A 22,664-nucleotide genomic window follows, 5' to 3' on the forward strand; every position below is an offset into this window, starting at 1 on the left:
GGAAGACGGCAGTGCCTTCGGAGTTCCCCATGTCCCAAGATTCCCAAGCGCCGCTGCAGTTCGCGCAGCTCGGCCTGTCCGAGCCCGTGATGCAGGCGGTCACCGCCATCGGCTACGAAACCCCGTCGCCGATCCAGGCCGCCACCATCCCGGCGATGCTGGAAGGCCGCGACGTGCTGGGCCAGGCCCAGACTGGTACCGGCAAGACCGCTGCGTTCGCACTGCCGGTACTGTCCAACATCGACCTGCAGCAGATCAAGCCCCAGGCCCTGATCCTGGCGCCGACCCGCGAACTGGCCATCCAGGTTGCCGAGGCGTTCCAGTCCTATTCGTCGAAGATCCCGGGCTTCCGCGTGCTGCCGGTGTACGGCGGCCAGCCCTACGGCCAGCAGCTGTCGGCGCTGCGCCGTGGCGTGCACATCGTGGTCGGCACCCCGGCCGCGTGATCGATCACCTGGACCGCAGCACCCTGGACCTGTCCGAGCTGAAGACCCTGGTGCTGGACGAAGCCGATGAAATGCTGCGCATGGGCTTCATCGACGATGTGGAAGCCGTGCTGAAGAAGCTGCCGGAGCAGCGCCAGGTGGCCCTGTTTTCGGCCACCATGCCGCCGCAGATCCGCCGCATCGCGCAGACCTACCTGCAGGACCCGGTGGAAGTGACCATCGCGGCCAAGACCACCACCTCGGCCAACATCCGCCAGCGCTACTGGTGGGTGAGCGGCATGCACAAGCTGGACGCGCTGACCCGCATCCTGGAAGTCGAGCCGTTCGACGCGATGATCATCTTCGCGCGCACCAAGGCCGGCACCGAAGAACTGGCCAGCAAGCTGCAGGCGCGTGGCCTGGCCGCTGCCGCCATCAACGGTGACATGCAGCAGGCCCAGCGCGAGCGCACCATCGCCATGCTGAAGGAAGGCAAGCTGGACATCCTGGTCGCCACCGACGTGGCCGCCCGCGGCCTGGACGTGGAGCGCATCAGCCACGTGCTGAACTACGACATCCCGTACGACACCGAGAGCTACGTGCACCGCATCGGCCGTACCGGCCGTGCCGGCCGCAGCGGTGAGGCGATCCTGTTCGCCACCCCGCGCGAGAAGGGCATGCTGCGCCAGATCGAGCGCGCTACCCGCCAGCCGATCGAAGAGATGCAGCTGCCGAGCGTGGAGGCGGTCAACGACACCCGCATCAACAAGTTCACCTCGCGCATCACCGAAACGCTCGGCGCCGGCGGCCTGGACTTCTACCGCCAGCTGCTGGAGCGCTTCGAGAACGAGCAGAACGTGCCGGCCATCGAGATCGCGGCCGCGCTGGCCAGGATGCTGCAGGGCGATACCCCGTTCCTGCTGCAGCCGCCGGTGCGTGCCCCGCGTGAAGAGCGCGCGCCGCGCGAGCGCTTCGACCGTGGCGACCGCCCGGAGCGTGGCGATCGCTTCGACCGCAACGAGCGGGGTCCGCGCTTCGAGCGTGGCCCGCGTCGCGACGACGCCGAAGGTGGTTTCGAGCCGCGTCCGCGCCGCGAGGTTCCGCCGCGTGGTGCGCCGGAGCAGGGCATGGAGACCTACCGTATTTCGGTCGGCCACCAGCACGGCGTGAAGCCGGCCAACATCGTCGGCGCCATCGCCAACGAAGCCGGCCTGGAAAGCCGTTTCATCGGCCGCATCGACATCCACGACGACTTCTCGCTGCTGGACCTGCCGGCACAGATGCCGCCGGACGTGCTGTCGCACCTGCAGAAGGTGTGGGTGTCCGGCCAGCAGCTGCAGATGCGTCCGCTGGCGGCCGGTGAAGAGATCAACCCGGCCCCGCGTCCGTTCAAGCCGCGCTTCGACAAGCGTGGTCCGGGCGGCCCCGGTGGCCCGCGTCGTGGTGGTCCGGGTGGTCCGGGTGGCCATGGGGGCGACCGCGGCGGTGACCGCGACAGCCGCCCGCCACGTCGTGATGGCTTCAAGCCGCGCGGCCCGCGCAGCTTCTAAGCCGCACCCACAGCCGTCCAGAGCAACGCCGGCCCCCGGGCCGGTGTACAGGAAAAGGGGACGGAGGGGATTAAGTCGTATATGGCAGGCCATGCGCTTATGCCGAAAACGACTTAATCCCCTCCGTCCCCTTTTTCGCACGGTCAACACATTGCCGGTCATAGGCTGGTCCGGTTCCAAAGGAGGTTGTCACCGCAGCACATTCGGGGGATCCAGGATGGGTAGGAGTGGCACGGACCAACAGAGCCGGCGGGTGCCGATGACCCGGGGGCTGGGACTGCGATTTGCGTTGTTGACCGGCATGGCGATCGGACTGGTCGCACTGTCGGCGTTGATCCAGGAACTGCAGGCGGCCTCCACCGCCTGGATCGCCGGCCAGGGATACTGGTCGCGCGGTCAGCAGGATGCGACCGCCGCGCTCAGTCGCTACCTGGCGCGCGGCAATGTCCAGGACCTGGACGATGCACGCCAGGCCCTGCAGGTGCCGTTGGGCGATCTGCAGGCGCGCTTGGCGCTGGAACAGGCGGAGCCTGACGAAGAGAAGGCCCGGCAGGGCTTCCTGCAGGGGGGCAACGCGCACGCCGACATTCCGCGCCTGGTGTTTTCGTTCCGCTACGCGCGCGATATCGGTGCTTTCCGCGAAGCGACCGCGTTATGGCGGCAGACCGACGGGGACCTGATGGCGCTGCAGCGCCTGGTCGATGAGTTGCAGCGGCGGCACGAGGGTGGCCCCTTACTGACAGCCACACGAGACCAGTACCTGCAGCAACTGCGTGATCTCGACCGCCGGATGAAGGTGCAGAGCCAGGCGTTCTCGCAGGCGCTGCTGCGGATGGCGACGCTGGTGAGGCTGGCGACGTTGATGGTCGCGGGCCTGTCGGTGCTGGCGATCAGCCTGATGGCGGTGGCCCTGGCGCGCCGCGTCGGCAAGGACCTGACCGAACACGAGAGCCGCTTCCGCGCAGCGTTCTACCAGGCCAACGTCGGCATGCTCAAGCTCGATACCGAAGGCAAGGTGATCGAGGCCAACCAGGCGATGGCCGACATCCTCGATCATCGCCGCGACGTGCTGCTGCAGCTGTCGCTGGCTGACCTGCTGATGGACGGCGAGCTGGTCATTGACGGGGTGGGGCGCATCGATTGGGACCGCCAGCTGCGCCCGAGCGAGCTGCGCTTCCGCCGTCGTGATGGCAGCCTGGTCTGGGGCCGCTGGAGCGGCACCGGTGTGCGCAGCGCCGGCGGCGCCCTGTCGGTGTTCGCGATCATCGAAGACGTCAGCCAGAACCATGCACTGGCGCGCGAGATCGAGCCATGACCCGCTGACCGGCCTGATCAACCGGCGCGAGATCGAACGCCTGCTCGAACGCGCGCTGCTGCAGGTGCGCAGCGAAGGTGGTACGCACGCGCTGTGCTACATCAACCTGGACCATTTCAAGCTGGTCAATGACAGCTTCGGCCATGCCGCCGGCGACCAGATGCTGCGCAGCTTCGCCGATTACCTGGTGGCGGCGGTGCGCGATGGTGACTGGGTGGGCCGGCTGGGTGCGGACGAGTTCGCGGTGTTCCTCGCCCATGCCGGGCAGGACGAGGCCAAGCGCGTGCTGCAGCGGGTGATCCGCAATCTGGGGCAGGCGACGTTCCCGGTGAGCGAGGGCAGCCCGCAGTTGAGCTGCAGCATCGGCGTGGTCGAGGTCAGCGCCGATGCACCGGATGTGAACTGGTTGATGAGCGCCGCCGACAGTGCCTGCTATGCGGCCAAGCAGGCCGGGCGCAACCGCGTGCACTGCTTCAACGAGAACCGCATGGCGTTGGAGGAACGGCGCCGGGAAGCCGAGCGGCTGCAGGGCGTCAGCCTGGCCATGGCCGAGAACCGCATGGTGCTGTATGCGCAGCGCATCGCCCGCGTCGGCGATCCCACCTACCTGCACTACGAGGTGCTGGTACGCATGCGCGGCAGCGATGGCAGCCTGCACCTGCCGGGCCAGTTCATGCCGGCGGTGGAGCGCTATGGCATGGCCGTGGCGCTGGACCGGCACGTGCTCGGCCTGCTGTTCCGGCACCTGCAGGTGTGCCCGGCGCATGTGCGGCAGCTGGGACTGTGCAACGTCAACGTGTCGGCGCAGTCGATCGCCGAACCCGGCTTCCTCGCCTTCGTCTGCGACCTGCTGGAGCGCAATCGCGCGCTGGCCTCCAAGCTGTGCTTCGAGATCACCGAGACCGCAGCGATCAGCAACCTCAGCCAGGCGCGCGCGTTCATCGATGCGGTGAAGGCGCGCGGCTGCCGGATGGCGCTGGACGATTTTGGCTCCGGGCTGTCCTCGTTCGGCTACCTGCGCCAGCTGCCGGCCGACATCCTGAAGATCGACGGGGCCTTCGTGCGCGACATGGATACCGATCCGGTCAGCCACGCCACCGTGCGCGCGATCAGTGAACTTGGGCGCGAGCTGCAGATGGAGGTGGTGGCCGAATGGGTAGAGACCGCCGAAGTCGCCGCCGCGCTGACCCGGCTTGGGGTGCAGGGCCTGCAGGGCTATGCGGTCGAGCGACCGCAGCCACTGGAACGGATGACCCTGGCCGACCTGCGGCCGGTGCGCCTGGTGGCGGTGCAGGGCCCGCCTGCCGCAGGTTGAACGCCGTCGGCGACTTTGGTCTACACATGCGTTGCAGCCGCGGCTGCGATAATGCCTGCCAGGGGCGACGCGCAGTGGGCGCGGGCGTAAGCAGGAACAGGATGTGGCGTGGGCGGCAGGCAGTGGCAGTACGGAACAGGGGCGGTGCTGGTCGTGCTGCTGGTGTGGTTGGCCACGCCGTGGCCACTGTGGGCTGCTGCCGTCGAAGCCGGCCGCGATTACCTGCTGGTCGGCGCAGCCACCGATGAACCCACTCCACATCGCGCATGCACGCCGGACATGCTGGCCGGTCACCGGCAGCAGGTGCAGGTGCCTGCGCCGCCGGGCGGCTGGTCGGGGCAACCGCAGGCCCTGGACGTGTTCAATGTGTTCGCTGGCGAAGTCCGCGTGCAGTATGGCGATCGCGAGATCTGCGGCAACATGCACGATGCCCGTACCCGAGACTCACGCTTCCGCGCAGGCATCGGGCTGGTGGCGGTGCCGCCAGCGGGCAGTCACGATCCATTCCTGGTGTCGTGGCAGACGCCGTTGAAGGCGCGTTGGGTACCCACCCTTCGGCTGGGCGCGCCCAGTCCAGTGCAGCAGAACGATACCGCCCGCCTGCTGGTGCGCGCGGCCTGCATCGCCGTGGCGATCGCACTGGCGTTGTCGGCACTGATGGCCTTCCTCACCACCCGCGACCGCAGTTTCCTGGTCTACATCGCCGGTACCACCGTGCTGGTGCTTTGGCAGGCCATCCTCGGTGGCCTCAGCGGCTATCCGGAACCCTGGTTGCCGGTGGGCGAGCGCGGTGCCTGGTGGCTGCTGGTGTTGACTGCGGCCACGCAGGCCTTGGTGCTGCCGGCGCTGTGGCGGCTGAATGGCGGTGATCGCCTGTTGCCGCGTTCGCGTCCGTTCCAGCTGGTGGCGCTTTGGGGATTGCTGGCGTTGGCTGCACTGGTGCCTTGGCTGCCATGGGACAGCCTGGCCTGGGTGGCGCAGGGCCTGCAGGTGTCCTATCTGCTGGGCTGTGGCCTGGCGTTGATGGCCGGGTGTGGGCACGGCTGCGCGGTGACCGCTGGGCGCAGGCGGGGCTGGCGGCGCTGGCGCCGATGCTGGTGTTGATCCTGGCCGACGCCTGCCGCGCGGCGTGGTTGCTGGAATACCGCGTGGAGGCCCTGCAGCTGGCGGTGACCTGGCTGCTGATGATGGCCGCCTACGCACTGAACCAGCGGCTGGGTCGCCTGCGCCAGCAGCGCGATGAACTGCGCCAGCTGGCCGAGACTGATGGCCTGACCGGCCTGCCCAACCGCCGTGCCGGCCTGCAGCAGCTGGCCCGCCACTTGGAGCGGGTTGACCGCGAGCGTGGCCCGCTGGTGATCGGCTTCCTCGATATCGATCTGTTCAAGGACATCAATGACCGCCATGGCCACGCCGTGGGGGACCAGGTGCTGGTGGCGGTGGCGCGCGCATTGCGTGCCGCGGTACGCAGCCAGGACCAGGTAGTGCGGATGGGGGGCGAAGAGTTCCTGTTGCTGATGCCGGGCATGCCCCGCGAGGCGGCGTCGGCGCGCCTGGATCGCCTGCGCCGGCACATCACGGAGGCGGCCCGGGCGCTGCAGGTGCCCGGCCTGGAGGTCACCGCCAGCATCGGCCTGGCGCAGTGGCGGCCGGGCGAGGACGATCTCGCCGCGCTGCTGCGCCGGGCCGACCATGCCATGTACGTGGCCAAGCGTGCCGGCCGCAACCGGGTGTTCGACGGCGAAGAACTCGATCCACCCGGCCTGGCATGAAGCGCGGCGGGCGGCGATGCCGGATAATAGGGCGATGACCACCCGACTCAACAAACACATCGCCGACACCGGCTTCTGCTCCCGCCGCGAGGCCGATCGCCTGATCGCCGCCCGCCGGGTCACCGTCAACGGCCATCCGGCCGGCACCGGCGCGGTGGTGGGCGAGGAAGACCAGGTGCTGGTGGATGGCCAGCCACTGCGCGCGCGCGTGGCCCGCAAGCCCGGCGCCCGCCGCCACGTCTACATCGCGCTGAACAAGCCGGTCGGCGTCACCTGCACGACCGAGACGTCGGTCAAGGGCAACATCGTCGACTTCGTCGGGCATGAACAGCGCATCTTCCCGATCGGCCGCCTCGACAAGGAGTCCGAAGGCCTGATCCTGATGACCAGCAACGGCGACATCGTCAATCAGATCCTGCGGGCCGAGAACGGCCACCAGAAGGAATACCTGGTGGCGGTGAACAAGCCGGTCACCGATGAGTTCCTGCGCGGCATGGCGCGTGGTGTTCGCATCCACGACCAGATGACGCTGCCATGCAAGACTTCGCGCATCGCCAAGTTCGGTTTCCGCATCACCCTGCAGCAGGGCCTGAACCGGCAGATCCGCTTGATGGCCGCCGAGTTCGGCTATCGCGTGACCCAGCTGCGCCGCGTGCGCATCGACAACATCAAGATTGGTGCGCTGAAGCCGGGCCAGTGGCGCAACCTGACCGAGCAGGAGCTGCAGGGCCTGCTGCCGAAGCAGCTGGACTGGTAGTGCCGGCCGCTGGCCGGCTGCAATGGGCGCGCGATGTATCCGGGATGCCGGCCAACGGCCGGCACCACCGCCATGCGGATTGCTCACCGGCTTCCGCTAGACTTCGCGGTGACCTGCCGGAACGTGACGTTGCATGATCAAGCCCGACAAGCCCGCCAACGAAGCCCTTCGGCTCGAGGCGCTGTATCGCTACCGCATCCTCGATTCGGAGCGAGAAAAATCCTTCGACGACCTGGTGGTGATCGCCAAGGCGGTCTGCGGCACCTCGATGGCGGCGGTGACCCTGATCGATGTCGAACGGCAATGGTTCAAGTCGATCCAGGGCATCGATGCGGCGGAAAACCTGCGCAGCGAATCGATGTGTGGCCATGCCATCCTGCAGCCGCAGCAGATCATGGTGGTCGAGGATGCGCTGCAGGATGCGCGCTTCCACGACAATCCGGTGGTGGTCGGCGATCCGCACGTCCGCTTCTATGCCGGCGCGCCGCTGATCAGCTCCGACGGCTTGCCGCTGGGTACGCTGTGCGTGTTCGACGCACAGCCGCAACACCTGGCCAGCGACAAGGCCGAGGCGCTGGCCGCACTGTCGCGGCAGGTGATGCTGGTGATGGAGTTGCGCCGTTTCGCGCTCGACATCCAGAACCACATGCTGGAACGCGATGATTATGAGCGCCTGCTGTCGGAGTACCACGACGTGCTGCTGGCGCAGAACGCCGACCTGGCCGAGCAGAGCCGCACTGATGCGCTGACCGGCCTGCCGAACCGCCGCGCGATGGCAGCGGCGCTGGACGAGGCCGTGGCGATGACCGGGGAGCAGCCCGCTGAGGCCTGCGTCGCGCTGCTGGACGTCGATCATTTCAAGCACATCAACGACTTCCAGGGCCACGCCACCGGCGACCGCGTGCTGGCCGAACTGGGCGTGCTGCTGCGGTCGCACTTTGCCGGCCGTGGCATGGCGGCGCGCTATGGCGGCGAGGAGTTCGTGGCAGTGATGCCCGCAACCGACCTGCGCACCGCCGAACTTCAGTGCGAGTTCCTGCGCCTGGCCGTGGCCGACCTGCCGCTGGGCGTCCCGGTCACGATCAGTATCGGCATCGCCCAGCACCAGCCCGGTGAAAGCGTGGACGACACGCTGGCACGTGCCGACAAGGCGCTGTACCGGGCCAAGGGCAATGGCCGCAACCGGGTGGAAGTAGCGGGCTGAAGTGCCCCGCCCGGTAGATCCACGCCATGCGTGGATGCTCTTCCCGATTCACATCGCGTCGCAGCGCCTGCGATCAAGAGTGGGCAGCATGACGCTTTGTCTTCCCGGACGCCGACCATGTTGCAGACCCTGGCCATCGCCCACTATCGCTCGTTGCATGGGCTGGTACTGCCGCTGCAGCGGTTGAATGTGGTGACCGGCGACAACGGCAGTGGCAAGTCCAGCCTGTACCGCGCGCTGCGCCTGCTGGCGGAGACCGCACAGGGCGGAGTCGCGGCGGTGCTGGCCCGCGAAGGTGGGCTTGGTTCGGCGCTGTGGGCAGGTCCCGAATCCATCGATCGCAGGGTTGCGGCCGGCGAGATTCCGCTGCAGGGCGGGCTCCGGCAGGTGTCGGTGGGGCTGAAGCTGGGTTTCACTACCGAAGAATTGGGCTATGCCATCGATCTCGGCTATCCGCCGCCCAGCCGTTCGCCGTTTGCGCTGGATCCGCAGATCAAGGCCGAGGCGATCTGGGCCGGGCCGTTCCTGCGCAGCGCCAACCTGCTGGTCGATCGTCGCGGGGGGATGGTGCGGCAGCGCCATGCGCGCGGTTGGGATCTGGTGGATGACCGGTTGTCGCTGTTCGACAGCCTGTTCACCCAGGTCGGCGATCCGCAGCGCATGCCCGAAACGATCACCCTGCGTGAGTACATCCGTTGCTGGCGCTTCTATGATCATTTCCGCAGCGATGGCGACGCCCCGGCGCGGCAACCGGCGATGGCCACGCGCACGCCGGTGCTGCATCACGATGGCCGGGACCTGGCGGCGGCCTGGGTGACCATCCTCGAGATCGGGGACCCGGTTGCGTTGGCACGCAGCGTCGATGACGCGTTCCCGGGCGCCACGGTCGATTTCGAGGCGCTGGATGGACGCTTGGCGCTGCGCTTCCACCAACCTGGGTTGCTGCGGCCATTGTCGATGGCCGAGCTCTCCGACGGCACGCTGCGCTTCCTGCTGCTGGCGGCGGCGCTGCACACACCACGCCCACCGCCGTTGATGGTGCTCAACGAACCGGAGACCAGCCTGCACCCGGACCTGCTGCCGGCGCTGGCGCGGCTCATCATCGCAGCCAGTGCGCGCAGCCAGGTATGGGTGGTGTCGCACGCCAGCCGGCTGATCGCGGCGTTGGAACAGGCGCCAGGGTGCCATTCGCTGCATCTGTACAAGGACCAGGGCCGCACGCTGTTGAGCGGGCAGGGCCTGCTGGATGCGCCGGCCTGGCATTGGCCGCAGCGTTGATGCGGCCATCCACGCCATGCGTGGATGCACTCAATCGGCGATGTTGCGCGCTTCGGCCGTGCCAAGGATTTCCGGATGCTGCACCGGCTTGCGGCGGTTCAGCAGCGGATGCAGGAACACCGCGCCGACGATGATCGCCACGCCCAGGTAGAACCACGGGGTGACTTCGTGCTGCTCGCGCAGCAGCACCACCGCCAGTACCACCGCATAGACCGGCTCTAGGTTGGTCACCAGCTGCACCGTGTAGGCGCTCAGGTGGCGCAGTGCGACCAGGGCCAGGGCGAACGGCAGCAGCGTGCAGAACCCGGCCAGCACCAGCAGCAGGATCCCGTCGTGCAGATTCGGGACCACCCACAGCGGGCTGGCCAGCGCCGGCAGCAGATAGGGCACCAGCGGCGCCAGCAGGGTCAGGGTGAGGGTGCCGGCACCCAGCTCCAGCGCGGTGACCGTGAGCGGATCGGCATGGCTGACCATGCGCTTGTTGAGCGAACCGAACACCGCCACCAGCAGCGCCGAGATCGCGCCGATCAACACACCCAGGCGCATGCCATCGGGCACGCCACCGACCACCAGCGCAACACCCGGCAGCACCGCCAGGCCAAACGCCAGCTCACGCAGCTGGAACGGCCGCTTGGCCACCCACGGCTCGATGATCGAGGTGAACACCGGTGCCAGTGCGATGCAGGTGGCAGCCACCGAGGCATTGGCCAGCTTCACCGCGCCGTAGAACGTCAGCCAGTGAAGGGCGACCAGCGCGCCGATGCCGGCGTAGCCTGCCACCAGCCGCAGGGGCAGGGTGCGCAACCCGCGCCAGACCCGCGGCAGCAGGGCCAGCATCGCCGTCACCAGCAGCATGCGCCACCACACCAGCGGCAGTGCGGGCAGGGTGATCAGCTTGCCGAGGATGGCCGTGATGCCCCACAGCAGGACACAGAAATGGATCTGCCACAGCGCTTTGCGGGTGTCGGGTGTGCTCATCGGCCTATTGTGAGGCAATCGTACGGTCGCCGGCGACGCCTGTGGCATGCTCGCGGAAACTCCTCAGGGGAACCCTGCAATGGCTGCCAACCGCTCCGCCCTGCGTGCATGGGTAGCACTGACTGCACTGGCGGCCGCCACCGCGTTGCTGCTGCAATACCTGTTGCTGCTACGCGGCCCCGGGGCGGCTGCCGGGGTCGGCATGGCGACACTGCGCTTCGTTGGTTACTTCACGATTCTCAGCAACCTGGCGGTGTGCCTGGGATGCGTCAGGCTGATCCGTGCGGGTGTGCTGGACACGACTGTCGCCGCGGTGATCGCGTTGTGCATCGGGGTGACCGCGTGCATCTACATGCTGGCGTTGCAGGGGCTGTGGCAGCCCACCGGGCTGCAATGGTGGGTCGATGCCGGCCTGCACTACGCTGTGCCGGTGCTGTACCTGCTGGGGTGGTGGTGGCTGCTGCCGCATGGGGCGCTGCGCTGGCGCGCGCTGGGCGGCGTGCTGCTGGTACCGCTGGTCTACCTTGGCTGGGCGATGCTGGTCGCTGCAATGACCGGACAGGCGCCGTATCCATTCCTCGACCTGCAACGCCTGGGCCTGGCGGCCTTCCTGCTCAACGTGCTGCGCGTTGCGGGCGTCTTCGTGGTGGGCTGGACCCTGCTGTGGGGGCTGGACCGCTGGCGCCGTCGATGAGGCGCTGCAGGGCCATCGCTGCGGCCGGGTTGCGGGCCTTGCCGGCACCGATGCACAGCAGGTAGACCTCGCGGGGTCTCCGGGGCGGGCCCGGCCAGGCAGGGCAGGTCGTCCACCGGCTCGCCGCGTGACCAGCGTCGTGCGCGTTCAGCCCAGCGCTGCTGGACGGACGCAGGCAGGCCCTCGTTCAAGCGGGCCTGGCTGCGCTTGATCCGCGCGTAGACGAAGCCCGCACTGACATCGCCATGCAATAGCGCCTCGTCGCTGTCCTCGATCACCAGCGCCACGCCGTGGCGGCGCGCGGCGGTGACCAGAGCCGGTCCATGTGCCTTGGCGTTGCGCACTTCCAGAGCGTGCTGCAACGGCACGCCCTCGAGCTGCTTCGGCAGCTGCGCCATCAGCGCTTCCAATGCATCGGCGTCGGCCGGATGGTGCGGATCGAACTGCCACAGCAGCGGGCCGAGCCGGTCACCGAGCGCAAGTGCCGCCTGCAGGAATGGCGTGGCCGCTTCCACGGTGCTGGCCAGGTCGCGGCGCTGCACCAGGTAGCGTGGCGCCTTCATCGAGAAACGGAAGCCTTCCGGCGTCTGCGCGGCCCACTGCGCGCACTGGGCCGCAGTCGGCGTGCGGTAGAAGGTGCCGTTGATCTCGATGCAGCGCAGGGCGCGGCTGGCATGGGCCAGTTCCTCGCGCTGCGGCAGTCCCACCGGATAGAACATGCCGCCGCGCCACTCGGGAAACACCCAGCCGCCAATACCGCAGCGGATCGCCATCTGGCCGGCAGCGGTCACTGGCTGTGGTCCTCGCGCCAGGGGTCGTAGCTGCCGAACCACCACAGGTAGCCTTCAGGATCGGCACAGGCGTAGCCGCGGCCACCGTAGTCCTGGTCGGCAATGTCGATGACGATGCGCGCTCCAGCCGCCTTGGCCCGCGCATAGTGCGCATCGACATCGGTGACGATCACGCAGGCGCTCTGGGTCTGGCGGCCGCCGACCTCGTCAGGCAGGGCCGCGTGTTTGCTCCACGCACTCTGGTTGCTGGCCGAGCCCAGCATGATCATGCCGCTGCCGAAGGTGAGCTGGGCATGGAAAACCGTATCGCCATCGGCATACACGGCCTGGGCATGGAAGCCGAAGGCCCGCTGCAGCCAGTCGATGGCGGCCAGCGCGTCGCGGTAGCGCAGGCACGGAATGATGGTGGAGCCGTTGCTTGGTTGGCCATTCCCGCCCATGACACCCCTCCTATGGCACGGGGCAGGGTGCATCGACGACCGTTACCATCCTGCGAAACCCCGGTGACGGCCTGCACATGGCCGCTACCCCTGTTCGGAGATGGTGCTGGATGAAAACCTGGATCGGAGGAGCCGTGCTGCTGGCGTGCACGACCATGGCCAATGCGGCGACCCCGCAGCAGCTGCAGGACCTGGATGCGACCGTCGAGCGCGTGCGCACGCAGTTCGACGTGCCCGGCATCGCCGTGGCCGTAGTCAAGGATGGCCAGGTGGTGCTGGAACGTGGCTGGGGCGTGCGCGAGCAGGGCAAGCCGGAACCGGTGCAGGCCGACACCCTGTTTGCCATCGCTTCCAATACCAAGGCGTTCACCGCCACCTCGCTGAACCTGCTGGCCGAGGACGGCAAGCTGAAGATGGATGACAAGGTGATCGATCACCTGCCGTCGTTCCGCATGTCCGATCCGTTCGTGACCGGGCAGATGACGATCCGCGACCTGCTGTCGCATCGCAGCGGGCTGAGCCTGGGCGCCGGTGACCTGCTGTTCTGGCCGGCCACCTCCTACAGCAACGCCGAAGTGGTGGAGCGACTGGGCAGGGTGCCGCTGAAGGGCGGCTTCCGCGAGAGCTATGCCTACGACAACATCCTGTACGCGGTCGCCCAACAGGTGATCGAGCGCGTGTCCGGCATGAGCTACCAGCAGTTCCTGCAGACGCGCATCTTCGACAAGGTGGGGATGGCCGGCACGCGCTACAACGCCGACCACCTGAAGCCAGGTGACAAGGCGGCGGTCGGCCACGCCAAGTACGATTTCAAGGACCTGCGCACCGTTGCACCGCTGACCTGGTCGAACAATGCCGGCGCCGGTGGCATCTATTCCAGCGCGCACGACATGGCGCGCTGGATGCAGGTGCAGCTGGCCGGAGGCAAGCTCGCCGATGGCACGGTGCTGTTCAGTGAAAAGAGCCAGCAGCAGATGTGGCGGATGATCACCCCGCAGTCGATCCCGGCGCCGAGCGTGCCGGAGCTGGCACCGGCGCGGGCCAACTTCGCCGGCTATGGCGAAGGCTGGAGCCTGAGCGACTACCGCGGGCAGAAGCTGGTCTGGCACACCGGTGGCTGGCCGGGCATGGTCTCGCGGTTGACCCTGGTGCCCGGCGAGAAGCTGGGCGTGGTGGTGCTGACCAACCAGGAAGTGGGCGCGGCGTTCAATGCGATCACCCTGAGCGTGCTTGACGCTTACCTGGGCGGAGAAAAGCACGATTGGGTGGATGCCTATGCCAAGGCCGTGGCCAAGGGGCAGGACAAGGCCGACGAGGCCTGGGCCAAGCACCAGAGCGCACGCGACAAGGGCAGCAGGCCATCGCTGGCGCTGGCCGGCTACACCGGCAGCTTCCGTGACCGCTGGTATGGCGACATGCAGATCAGCGCCGAAGGCAAGGGCCTGCGCCTGCGCTTTGCGAAGACCGCGCAGCTGAGCGGGCGCCTGGAGCACTGGCAGCACGACACCTTCATCGTGCGCTGGGACGACCGTTCGCTCAACGCCGATGCGTTCGTGAACTTCAGCCTGGACCCGGATGGCAAGGTGCGCGAGGTGCGCATGCAGCCGATTTCCGACCTGACCGATTTCAGTTTCGATTTCCAGGACCTGCTGTTCACCCCGGTCAAAGAATGAGGGTAGCGCCGGCCGCTGGCCGGCAACCTCATGATCCCTGGAAACGTCGCGAGGTTGCCGGCCAGCGGCCGGCACTACCGGCGCCGCGGCATCGTCGGCCGGCGTACACATCCGGCGTGGGATACTCCGCCGGCTATTGATGGCGAGGGAATGCGATGTTCCGTTGGTTTGAATCCCTGATCCCGGTTTTCCCGCCCGTGGATGGGCGCATGCCACCGCGCAAGGTGCTGCCGTTCTACCTGCACTACCTGCGCCCGGTCTGGCCGGTGCTGCTGGCGACCCTGATTGCCGGCCTGCTGCTGGCGCTGGTGGAAGTGGCCATGTTCGACTACCTGGGCCGCATCGTCGATATGGTCGCCGAGCAGCCCGGTGCCGATTTCTTCAAGCGCCATGCCAATGAACTGGGCTGGATGCTGTTCATCACGGTCATCGCGCGGCCGATCCTGGTGGGCCTGCACAACCTGCTGGTCAACCAGGCGATCGTGCCCGGCCTGAGCAACCGCTCGCGCTGGCTGATGCACAACTACGTGGTACGGCAGAGCCTGAGCTTCTTCCAGAACGACTTCGCCGGCAGCGTCGCCAACCGGGTGATGCAGACCGGTACCTCGCTGCGCGAGTCGGCGGTACAGATGGTCGACTCGCTCTGGTACATCGTGGTCTATACCGGCACGGCGCTGTACCTGTTCGCGCAGGCGGACTGGCGGTTGATGGTGCCGCTGGTCCTGTGGCTGCTGGCCTATGCGGTGATCATGGTCTACTTCGTGCCGCGCGCGAAGGAACGGGCCTGGATTGCGTCCGAAGCGCGCTCCAAGGCGATGGGCCGGATCGTCGATGGCTACACCAACATTCCCACGCTGAAACTGTTCGCCCATGGCGGGCGCGAACAGGCCTACGTGGCCGAGTCGATCCAGGAACTGGCGGTCAAGCACCGCGCGCAGACCCGGATAACCACCGGCATGGACCTGACCATCGCCATCGTCAACGGTTTCCTGATTGCCGGCACCTGTGGGCTCGCGCTGTGGCTGTGGAATGGCGGTCATATCACCGTGGGCGCGATCACCCTGGCGACCGGTCTGGTGATCCGCATCCACAACATGTCCGGCTGGATCATGTGGACCATCAACGGCATCTTCGAGGACATCGGCACGGTGCAGGATGGCATCACGACCATCGCCCAGCCGCTGACCGTGCAGGACCGCGGGGACGCGGTGCCGCTGCAGGTGACCCGCGGTGGCGTGCACTTCCAGGACATCCACTTCCATTACGGCAAGAAGGGCGGCGTGATCGCCGGCCTCGACCTGGTGGTGAAGCCGGGCGAGAAGATCGGCCTGGTCGGTCCTTCCGGTGCCGGCAAGTCGACCCTGGTGAACGTGCTGCTGCGCCTGTACGACCTGGAGAGTGGCCGCATCCTGATCGACGGCCAGGACATCGCCTACGTCACCCAGGAAAGCCTGCGCCAGCAGATCGGCGTGGTCACCCAGGACACCTCGCTGCTGCATCGCTCGATCCGCGACAACCTGCTGTACGGCCGCCCCGATGCGACCGAGGAGCAGCTGCGTGCTGCCGTAGCCAAGGCGCGTGCCGAAGCCTTCATCGATACGCTGGTGGACGGGCAGGGGCGTCGTGGCTACGACGCGCATGTCGGCGAGCGCGGGGTGAAGCTGTCCGGTGGCCAGCGCCAGCGCATCGCCATTGCCCGCGTGCTGCTGAAGGACGCGCCGATCCTGGTGCTGGACGAAGCGACCTCGGCACTGGACTCGGAAGTCGAAGCGGCGATCCAGGACAGCCTGGATGAGCTGATGGGCGGCAAGACGGTGATCGCAATCGCGCACCGGTTGTCGACCATCGCGCGCATGGACCGGCTGGTGGTGATGGACCAGGGCCGCATCGTCGAGACCGGCAGCCATGCCGAACTGATCGCGGCCGGTGGTCTGTACGCACGGTTGTGGGCACGACAGACCGGTGGATTTGTTGCTGCCGATCAATGATCGTTTCGGGGTCGGATCCCTTTCCGCAGGAAAGGGCTCTGACCCTAGCGTGTTTCCGGAGACCTGCATGATCCGCCCCCTGCGCTCCCTGTTGCTGGCACTCAGCCTGGTTGCCACGGTTGCTACGGTTGCCACGGCTGCGCCGGCACCGATGGACGGCGACCAGCTCGAGCAGGTCGTCCTGCTCAGCCGCCACAACCTGCGCGCGCCAGTGGTCGCCTCCGGTGCGCTGGCCAATGCGACGCCCGAGGACTGGCCGCGCTGGGAGGTGGCACCGGGCGAGCTGACCACCAAGGGCGGTGTGCTGGAGGTCTACATGGGGCGCTACATCGGCCAGTGGCTGCGCCAGGCGCAGCTGTTGCCGGTGTCGGGTTGCCCGCAGGAGGATGACTTCCACGCGTACGCCAACAGCCTGCAGCGCACCCAGGCCACCGCGCAGTTCTTCATTGCCGGTGCGTTTCCGGGCTGCCATGTCACGGTCGAACAGCGCATGGCGCTGGGGACGATGGATCCGCTGTTCGATCCGGTGATCCACAACGACGACGCGGCATTCCGCACGCGCGTGCTGGAGTCAATGCAGCGAGAGCTGGCCGCAGTGGACCTGGCACCGGCTTTGTCCGTGGTGGAGGAGATCACCCGCTATCCGCAGTCGGCGGCATGCAAGGGGCACAGCGACTGCCATCTGGCGCTGGCCGATACCACCTTCAGTACGGAACCGGGCAAGGAGCCTCGCGCGTCCGGATCACTGGCGCTGGCCAGCGGGCTGGTCGATGCCTTGTTGATGGAGCACTACCAGGGCAGTGGCATCCCCCGCGAAGGCTGGGGCCGGTTGACCACCGAGGCGCAATGGCAGGCGCTGGCGCAGATCCGCAACCGCTACCAGGACATCCTGTTCGGAACGCCCGAGGTGGCGCGTGATGTGGCCGCTCCGCTGCTGACAAGAGTGAATGCGTTGTTCGACGACCCGGCGTCGCCGAAGGTGACCCTGCTGGTCGGTCACGATTCCAACATCGGCTCGGTGCTGGCGGCGTTGGGAATCAGCGACTACAGCCTGCCGGGGCAGTACGAGAAGACACCGATCGGTGGCCTGCTGCAGTTCGAACGCTGGCGTGGGCACAGCGGGAGGGCGCACTACCGGTTGGTATATGTCTATCCCACCAAGGAGCAGTTGCGTGACGCGGTGCCACTGAGTGAAATGCAGCCGCCGGTACGGGCGACGCTGGTGCCGCAAGGGTGTGCGAAGACTGGGTGCACTGAAGCGCAGTTTAGGCAACTACTTGGAGCTAAAGTGAGGGCCTTCAGCGGAGATGGCAAAAGGGCTGTCGATGGTGTCTGAAGACCGCAGAGTCCCGTGAACCAGGCGGGTGCCGACACTTGGATTGCCGCCATTCAATGCCGCTGAATCCGGTGCAACTCGGTGGCATGATGTGTGTGCTCGCTGCCAGGTTCCGGCAGCATTATTTCAACCCTGAAAATGGACTTCGAAAATGAAAAAACAGCTGATCGCGCTTCGTGGCGCCAGCAACTCGGGAAAGAGCTCGACGCTTCTCATGTTGTACCGACTGCTGGCTGCGCACTCTGCCACGCGATTGATTTCGTTTGAGGCTATTGGCCACAAGCTCGACTTCAGTGCAATAGTTCAGATCAACGGATGCAAGATCGGAATTTTCAACCGTGGTGATGTTTCCGGAACCGTGGATGGTCTGATCGACCAACTTGCACAGGCAGGATGCAAGGTGATCGTTTGTGCTGCCCGTTCGAAAGGCGACGTTGGCGATGTGCTGGCCTCGTATGAGCGCAGGTACCAGTTGCAGGAGATTGTCAAAAAGACCGGTGGGGAAGACGAGTCTGATTTTGCACTGGTCAATATGGGCGTCGCGCATGATCTCGCCGCTCGAGTCTACTCAGCAGTGGTCGTCTGAGTTCTCCGTTCCGTCATTTCGGGGCGGCCTGCAGAAACGGCCCGGGTTTGCCCGGGCCGTTCCGTTTCCAACTTACACCACCCCGATCACTCGATCGGCTGGTCCAGCATCAGCTGGCGTACGAAACGCACCGGGGGTGCGCCGTAGGACAGCACCTGGTCGTGGTACGCCTTCAGGTTGAACTTGTCGCCCAGCTTCTCCTGCACTGCCTTGCGGGTGTCGAAGTGTTCCTGCGCACCGACGAAGTAGGTCGGCAGCTGTGCCGACGTCAGCTGCGCGCGCACCCACTTGCCGGCCGCTTCGCTTTCCTGCTGGAACGCGTCGTGGGTCATCAGGTGCATCGCCTTTTCGCGATCCCAGTTGTCCACGTGCACGCCCTGGTCGAGGATCGCGTTGGAGATGGTGCGCAGGTAGAACTTCAGCTGCACCAGGTGGAACAGCGGATCGTTGTTGAGGTAACCCTGCTCCTGCATCATGCGCTCGGTGTAGACCGCCCAGCCTTCGGCGAACAGGCCTGAACGCAACACCGCACGCAGGGTCGAGGGGAACTTGGCCGAGTGCCAGCCTTCCAGGTAATGGCCCGGAGTACCTTCATGGATGCTGAGCAGGTGGATCATGCGCGAGTTGTACTCACGCAGGAACGAGTCGACCTGTTTCTCGTTCCAGTCGTCCGGAATCGGCGACACGGCGTAGAAGGTCTTCAGGTTCTTGTCCAGCGGGCCCGGCGAATCGCAGTAGGCCACGGCCACGCCACGCTGGAATTCCGGCATCAGGATGATGTCCACCGGCGCATCGGGCAGCGTCATCAGATCGTGCTCGCGTACGAACGCGGTGGACTGCTCCAGCGCGGCCTTGGCATCGTCGACCACCTTGTCGCGTGCCGGCTTGTCGGCGTAGGCCAGTTCCAGCGCGGCCTCGATCGCCTTCTGCTGCTGCTCGTCGGTCGGCTGGGCCGGCATCTCAGGTGCACCCGGCTTGTCCTTCAGCACGGTCTGCGCGATGCCGTACATGTCCTCGCGCACGCGCTTGAGTTCGGCGCGCGCACGCTCACCGATCTCCTGGCGCGACAGCGAGGAGCTCAGCGCGAATTTCAGCTTCTGGTCGTATTTCTCCGCACCTATGCGGAAGTCGCCCTTGGCGTTCGGTACCAGGGTCTTGTCCAGCCAGGTCTGCTGCTCGTCCACGGCCTTCTTCAGGCCGTCGATGGCCGCTTGCAGACGCTGCTGGTCGGCCTGCGGCAGTTCGCCGATGTGCGGGGTGATGAAGGTATCGACGATGCTGAGGATGCCCTTGTTCTGCTTGGCAACGGTCTCGGCGTGGATCTTCGGCACGCGGGCCGGGTCCAGGTTCTCGCGGGCTTGGGCGAAGATCGCCGGCAGCTTCTCCATGCGCGCGGTGGCCGCCTTCAGGCGCTCCGGCAGTGGTGCGAACTCGCGCGCCATCAGGCCGTAGATCGCGCTGCCGGCGATGCCGTTGTACAGCTGCGGGTCCCACTTGCCGGACTGCAGCACTTCGGCGTTCCAGATTTCCGACTGCAGCTGGTTGCGCAGGATCGCTGCGTCCACCTGGTTCTCACGGCCCAGCTTGGCCACCTCGATCTTGTCCAGCTCGCCCAGCAGCGCCTTGTAGGCGGCCACGGTCTTCTGCTGGCCGGCGGCACTCAGGTCGTCCAGCTCGCTGTCGTAGCGGTGGTCACCGATCTGGGTGGCGCTGACTGGCGACAGCTGCATCCAGGTGTCCAGCGCGCGCTTGGACAGATCGGCGAAGGCGGCGTCGACCGCCGCGTCACCGGCCTGCTGGCTGGCGGCCGGGGTGGAAGCATTGGTCGGGGCGTCGGCCGGCTGGCAACCGGCCAGCGCGGCTACCAGGGCGAGGGCAAGAAGATGCGGGCGCATCGGCATTCCTGTACGGGGTCAAACCCTGAGCATAGGGCCCCGTCGCTGCTTTGTCCCCGTGCCATAGGATTACCATGGGCGGATTCAAGGACCCTCCAAAGGAGCGCAGGACATGGAATACCAAGGAAGCTGTCATTGCGGCAGGATCGCATTCACCGTACAGGCCGAGGCGCCGATCAGCGACGTCATCGACTGCAACTGTTCGATGTGCCGGCGTCGCGGCAGCCTGCTGTGGTTCGCCCCGCGTGCGGCGTTCCAGCTGGCCACCGATCCGGCTGACGTGGCCACCTACCACTTCAACAAGGCCCACATCGACCACCACCACTGCCGCCAGTGTGGTATCGCTCCCTACAGCGAAGCGGTCGACCCTCGCACCGGCACACCGATGGTGGCGGTGAACGTGCGCTGCGTGCCGCAGGTGGATCTGGCTGGCCTTTCGGTGACCTCCTACGACGGAGCGGCACTGTGAGGCCGGTGCGAGCGTGGACGCGCAGGGCGGTGCTGCCGGTACTGCTGCTGGCGCTGGGCGCCTGCGCCAAGCAGGGCGACATGGTGGGGATGCGGGCGCCACGGCCGCGGAGGCGGCCATCGCTTCGCCGGAAGGCGCCTTCCTGGCCTACGAACACGACGTGCAGGTGCAGCTGGAGGCGGCGCAGATCGCACCGCGCATCCAGAAGATCGCCCAGGCCTGCCAGAGCGCGAAGTTCGGTGACTGTGCAGTGTTGCAGGTCGAGCAGCACGGCGGCGAGCAGCCCAGCGGTGAAGTGAAGGTGCGCATCGCCCCGAAGGGCACCGAGCCGCTGATCGCGATGGCTGGTGAAGGCGGCAAGCTGCAGTCCCGCAATACGCGCGCCGAGGATCTCGCGCAGGCGGTGGCCGACACGGCATTGACCAAGGCGCGGCTTGAAAAGGAGCACGCCCGCCTGCTGTCCTACCAGGACCGCAAGGACCTGAAGGTCGAAGACCTGATGGCGATCACCACGCGCCTGTCGGAGATCGAGGCGGGTGTCGAGCAGGCCAACAAGGACGCCGCGCAGCAGCGTCGGCGCATCGATACCCAGCTGGTGGCGATCCACTTCGACACCACCTCTGGCCAGCGCAGCCGCAGCGAGATCGGCGAGGCGCTGAGCGAGTCGGGCAGCATCCTCAGCACCAGCATTGCGTTCCTGATCCGCGCTGCTGCCGCGCTGCTGCCGGTGGCGGTGCTGGCCTTGATCGCGGCCTGGGGTGTGCGGGCATGGTGGCGTCGCCGCCGTCGCAAGCTACCGCCCAACCCCTGAGATGAAGGCCGATGCCGGCCGTCAGCCGGCATCAGCCCTCGTCGGTCTCGTACTCGACGAACACATCGAGTTCCAGCGCCAGTTCCTGCACCGCATCGCGCACCTTCTGCGCGGTGCTTTCATTGCCGACTTCCACTTCCAGCTCGTGGATGCCCGGACCGATGTCATCGGACAGCCCGGCCGAACTGGAATCGTCGTCGTCCATGTGCGGCATCAGGTCGTCGGTTTCTTCGACATGTTCGATGCCGTCCAGGCCGAGCAGCAGGTCGCTGATGGCGCGGGCGTCGTCTTCGGTTCCGGTGATGCGCAGTCGCAGCATGGCCATGGCATAGGTACGTTGTGGGTTCGCCAGCAGCCTAGCCAGCGTGAGGCAAAGAACGGGTGAGGGCGCAGTCAGGCGTGCGTTGCCGGCCGCCCGAGCAGGCTGTCCGGCAATGCCGGAATCGGCGTGCGCTCGTCCTGCGCCTGTTCCAGCAACCAGTCGATGAACAGGCGCGCGGCCGGGCTCGGCGGTTGCCCTTCTGCGTGCACCACGTGATAGGCATAGCGCGCCTTCAATGCCGGGCCGGGCAGGCGTACCACCTCGTAGCGCTGCAGGTAGGGCTGGGCGATGTGGGTGCGCGCCAGCACCGCGCCCATGCCATACACCGCTGCACGCATCGCGTCGGTGCTGTCGGCGAAGGTGTGCATCGGCGGCATCGGCGACGGCGGGCGCGCGCCGGCGTGGCGGAACCAGTCGCGCCAGCCCTGCGGCGACAGGTCGGTCAGCAGCGGCAGCTCGGCGATGCGCGCCGGATCGACCAGCGTTTCGACCCCGGCCAGTGCCGGTGAGGCCACCGGGAACAGGTAGTCATCCATCAGGTGCTGCGCACGCAGGCCCGGCCATTGGCCCAGCCCGTAGCGGATGCCGACTTCCGGTCCGTTGTCGTCGTAGCGATCCAGCCCGCTGCCGGTGTGCAGCTCGATGCGGATGTGTGGATAGGCCTGGGTGAAGCGTGGCAGTCGCGGCAGCAGCCAGCAGTACGAGAGCGAGCGCAGCGTGGTGATCCGCAGCGGCACGCTGTCGGCATCCGGTTGCAGGTGATGGGCCACCGCCGCGACATCGGTGAAGGCGGCGCTGGCGGCGTCGGCCAGCTGCCGACCCTCGGCGGTCAGGCGCACGCCGCGGGCGTGGCGCAGGAACAGGCGAACTTCAAGTACTTCTTCCAGGCGGCGCACGTGGTGACTGACCGCGCTGGCGGTCAGGTGCAGCTCCTGCGCGGCCTGGGCGAAATTCTGGTGGCGTGCGGCGACCGCGAACACGGCCAGTGCGGGGAGCAGGGAAGGACGGAGCAGCATGTCGAGCCTCAAACCATATTTGTGGCTGACAGCGATACTACGCGCTTGT

At 67.0% G+C, this 22,664-nt stretch carries 14 protein-coding genes and 5 pseudogenes; 13 read left to right on the top strand and 6 right to left on the bottom strand.

Annotated features, from left to right (window positions below; translation table 11 throughout):
* Positions 1–29: 29 nt before the first annotated feature.
* The 6 genes and pseudogenes from DL544_RS06615 to DL544_RS06640 all read left to right on the top strand — a co-directional run bounded on the left by DL544_RS06615 (position 30) and on the right by DL544_RS06640 (position 9,616).
* Positions 30–1,975, top strand: a pseudogene (locus DL544_RS06615) (DEAD/DEAH box helicase).
* Positions 1,976–2,192: 217 nt separating this feature from the next.
* Positions 2,193–4,605, top strand: a pseudogene (locus tag DL544_RS22375) (putative bifunctional diguanylate cyclase/phosphodiesterase).
* Positions 4,606–4,713: 108 nt separating this feature from the next.
* A pseudogene (locus DL544_RS06625) lies at positions 4,714–6,377 on the top strand (sensor domain-containing diguanylate cyclase).
* Between the two features lie 34 nt (positions 6,378–6,411).
* A complete protein-coding gene (locus DL544_RS06630; protein ID WP_005408708.1) occupies positions 6,412–7,134 on the top strand; it encodes a pseudouridine synthase in 723 nt (240 codons plus the stop codon).
* A 133-nt stretch (positions 7,135–7,267) separates the two neighbouring features.
* A complete protein-coding gene (locus DL544_RS06635) occupies positions 7,268–8,338 on the top strand; it encodes a GGDEF domain-containing protein (RefSeq protein WP_139726920.1) in 1,071 nt (356 codons plus the stop codon).
* 117 nt (positions 8,339–8,455) lie between these two features.
* The gene (locus tag DL544_RS06640; protein WP_139726921.1) at positions 8,456–9,616 is read left to right on the top strand and encodes an AAA family ATPase; all 1,161 of its coding nucleotides are present in this window, start codon (positions 8,456–8,458) and stop codon (positions 9,614–9,616) included.
* A 30-nt stretch (positions 9,617–9,646) separates the two neighbouring features.
* Here the strand turns inward: DL544_RS06640 and DL544_RS06645 are convergent, their stop codons facing one another.
* A complete protein-coding gene (locus DL544_RS06645) occupies positions 9,647–10,594 on the bottom strand; it encodes a DMT family transporter (protein ID WP_139726922.1) in 948 nt (315 codons plus the stop codon).
* Between the two features lie 79 nt (positions 10,595–10,673).
* Between DL544_RS06645 and DL544_RS06650 the strand changes: the two genes are divergently transcribed.
* The gene (locus DL544_RS06650) at positions 10,674–11,288 is read left to right on the top strand and encodes a Pr6Pr family membrane protein (protein ID WP_139726923.1); all 615 of its coding nucleotides are present in this window, start codon (positions 10,674–10,676) and stop codon (positions 11,286–11,288) included.
* Here DL544_RS06650 and DL544_RS06655 read toward each other — a convergent pair.
* Together DL544_RS06655 and DL544_RS06660 are read right to left on the bottom strand one after the other, a co-directional pair.
* Positions 11,209–12,079, bottom strand: a pseudogene (locus tag DL544_RS06655) (DUF72 domain-containing protein). The gene DL544_RS06650 and the pseudogene DL544_RS06655 overlap by 80 nt on opposite strands.
* Positions 12,076–12,519: a VOC family protein gene (locus DL544_RS06660; RefSeq protein ID WP_065177450.1), complete on the bottom strand. Its 444-nt coding sequence runs from the start codon at positions 12,517–12,519 to the stop codon at positions 12,076–12,078. Before DL544_RS06660 ends, DL544_RS06655 begins: the two are co-directional and overlap by 4 nt.
* A gap of 110 nt (positions 12,520–12,629) precedes the next feature.
* On the opposite strand from DL544_RS06660, the gene DL544_RS06665 reads away from it, so the two are divergent.
* The 4 genes from DL544_RS06665 (at position 12,630) to DL544_RS06680 (ending at position 18,102) form a co-directional block, all read left to right on the top strand.
* Positions 12,630–14,192 carry a serine hydrolase gene (locus DL544_RS06665; RefSeq protein ID WP_065177449.1) on the top strand — a complete coding sequence of 521 codons (1,563 nt, stop codon included), beginning with the start codon at positions 12,630–12,632 and terminating at the stop codon, positions 14,190–14,192.
* Between the two features lie 155 nt (positions 14,193–14,347).
* A complete protein-coding gene (smrA, locus tag DL544_RS06670; protein WP_139726924.1) occupies positions 14,348–16,180 on the top strand; it encodes a multidrug efflux ABC transporter SmrA in 1,833 nt (610 codons plus the stop codon).
* A 67-nt stretch (positions 16,181–16,247) separates the two neighbouring features.
* Positions 16,248–17,516, top strand: coding sequence for a bifunctional glucose-1-phosphatase/inositol phosphatase (gene agp / locus DL544_RS06675; protein ID WP_005415826.1), 1,269 nt, complete (start codon positions 16,248–16,250; stop codon positions 17,514–17,516).
* A gap of 151 nt (positions 17,517–17,667) precedes the next feature.
* Positions 17,668–18,102 (top strand): hypothetical protein, encoded by a 435-nt coding sequence (locus tag DL544_RS06680; protein ID WP_005415827.1) that lies wholly within the window; start codon positions 17,668–17,670, stop codon positions 18,100–18,102.
* 86 nt (positions 18,103–18,188) lie between these two features.
* On the opposite strand, the gene DL544_RS06685 is transcribed toward DL544_RS06680, so the two are convergent.
* On the bottom strand, positions 18,189–19,997 hold the full coding sequence (locus DL544_RS06685) for a DUF885 domain-containing protein (RefSeq protein WP_065186377.1): 1,809 nt from the start codon (positions 19,995–19,997) through the stop codon (positions 18,189–18,191).
* A gap of 112 nt (positions 19,998–20,109) precedes the next feature.
* Between DL544_RS06685 and DL544_RS06690 the strand changes: the two genes are divergently transcribed.
* Complete coding sequence (locus tag DL544_RS06690) at positions 20,110–20,466, top strand: GFA family protein (protein WP_053497067.1); 357 nt, start codon at positions 20,110–20,112, stop codon at positions 20,464–20,466.
* A pseudogene (locus DL544_RS06695) lies at positions 20,463–21,277 on the top strand (DUF4349 domain-containing protein). The gene DL544_RS06690 and the pseudogene DL544_RS06695 overlap by 4 nt, the downstream one beginning before the upstream one ends.
* 31 nt (positions 21,278–21,308) lie before the next feature.
* Here the strand turns inward: DL544_RS06695 and DL544_RS06700 are convergent.
* Both DL544_RS06700 and DL544_RS06705 read right to left on the bottom strand, forming a co-directional pair.
* A complete protein-coding gene (locus DL544_RS06700; protein WP_005415831.1) occupies positions 21,309–21,602 on the bottom strand; it encodes a hypothetical protein in 294 nt (97 codons plus the stop codon).
* 68 nt (positions 21,603–21,670) lie between these two features.
* Positions 21,671–22,615, bottom strand: a complete 945-nt coding sequence (locus DL544_RS06705) for a LysR substrate-binding domain-containing protein (protein ID WP_005415832.1) — start codon at positions 22,613–22,615, stop codon at positions 21,671–21,673.
* Positions 22,616–22,664: the final 49 nt, after the last annotated feature.

It is taken from the genome of Stenotrophomonas sp. pho (assembly GCF_006228405.1).
Classification (GTDB): Bacteria; Pseudomonadota; Gammaproteobacteria; order Xanthomonadales; family Xanthomonadaceae; genus Stenotrophomonas; species Stenotrophomonas sepilia.

Bases quoted from the DNA above. Each gene is read 5' to 3' on its own strand.
- DL544_RS06630 (WP_005408708.1), top strand. From the start codon at position 6,412: ATGACCACCCGACTCAACAAACACATCGCCGACACCGGCTTCTGCTCC.
- DL544_RS06635 (WP_139726920.1), top strand. From the start codon at position 7,268: ATGATCAAGCCCGACAAGCCCGCCAACGAAGCCCTTCGGCTCGAGGCG.
- DL544_RS06640 (WP_139726921.1), top strand. From the start codon at position 8,456: ATGTTGCAGACCCTGGCCATCGCCCACTATCGCTCGTTGCATGGGCTG.
- DL544_RS06645 (WP_139726922.1), bottom strand. From the start codon at position 10,594: ATGAGCACACCCGACACCCGCAAAGCGCTGTGGCAGATCCATTTCTGT.
- DL544_RS06650 (WP_139726923.1), top strand. From the start codon at position 10,674: ATGGCTGCCAACCGCTCCGCCCTGCGTGCATGGGTAGCACTGACTGCA.
- DL544_RS06660 (WP_065177450.1), bottom strand. From the start codon at position 12,519: ATGGGCGGGAATGGCCAACCAAGCAACGGCTCCACCATCATTCCGTGC.
- DL544_RS06665 (WP_065177449.1), top strand. From the start codon at position 12,630: ATGAAAACCTGGATCGGAGGAGCCGTGCTGCTGGCGTGCACGACCATG.
- smrA (WP_139726924.1), top strand. From the start codon at position 14,348: ATGTTCCGTTGGTTTGAATCCCTGATCCCGGTTTTCCCGCCCGTGGAT.
- agp (WP_005415826.1), top strand. From the start codon at position 16,248: ATGATCCGCCCCCTGCGCTCCCTGTTGCTGGCACTCAGCCTGGTTGCC.
- DL544_RS06680 (WP_005415827.1), top strand. From the start codon at position 17,668: ATGAAAAAACAGCTGATCGCGCTTCGTGGCGCCAGCAACTCGGGAAAG.
- DL544_RS06685 (WP_065186377.1), bottom strand. From the start codon at position 19,997: ATGCGCCCGCATCTTCTTGCCCTCGCCCTGGTAGCCGCGCTGGCCGGT.
- DL544_RS06690 (WP_053497067.1), top strand. From the start codon at position 20,110: ATGGAATACCAAGGAAGCTGTCATTGCGGCAGGATCGCATTCACCGTA.
- DL544_RS06700 (WP_005415831.1), bottom strand. From the start codon at position 21,602: ATGGCCATGCTGCGACTGCGCATCACCGGAACCGAAGACGACGCCCGC.
- DL544_RS06705 (WP_005415832.1), bottom strand. From the start codon at position 22,615: ATGCTGCTCCGTCCTTCCCTGCTCCCCGCACTGGCCGTGTTCGCGGTC.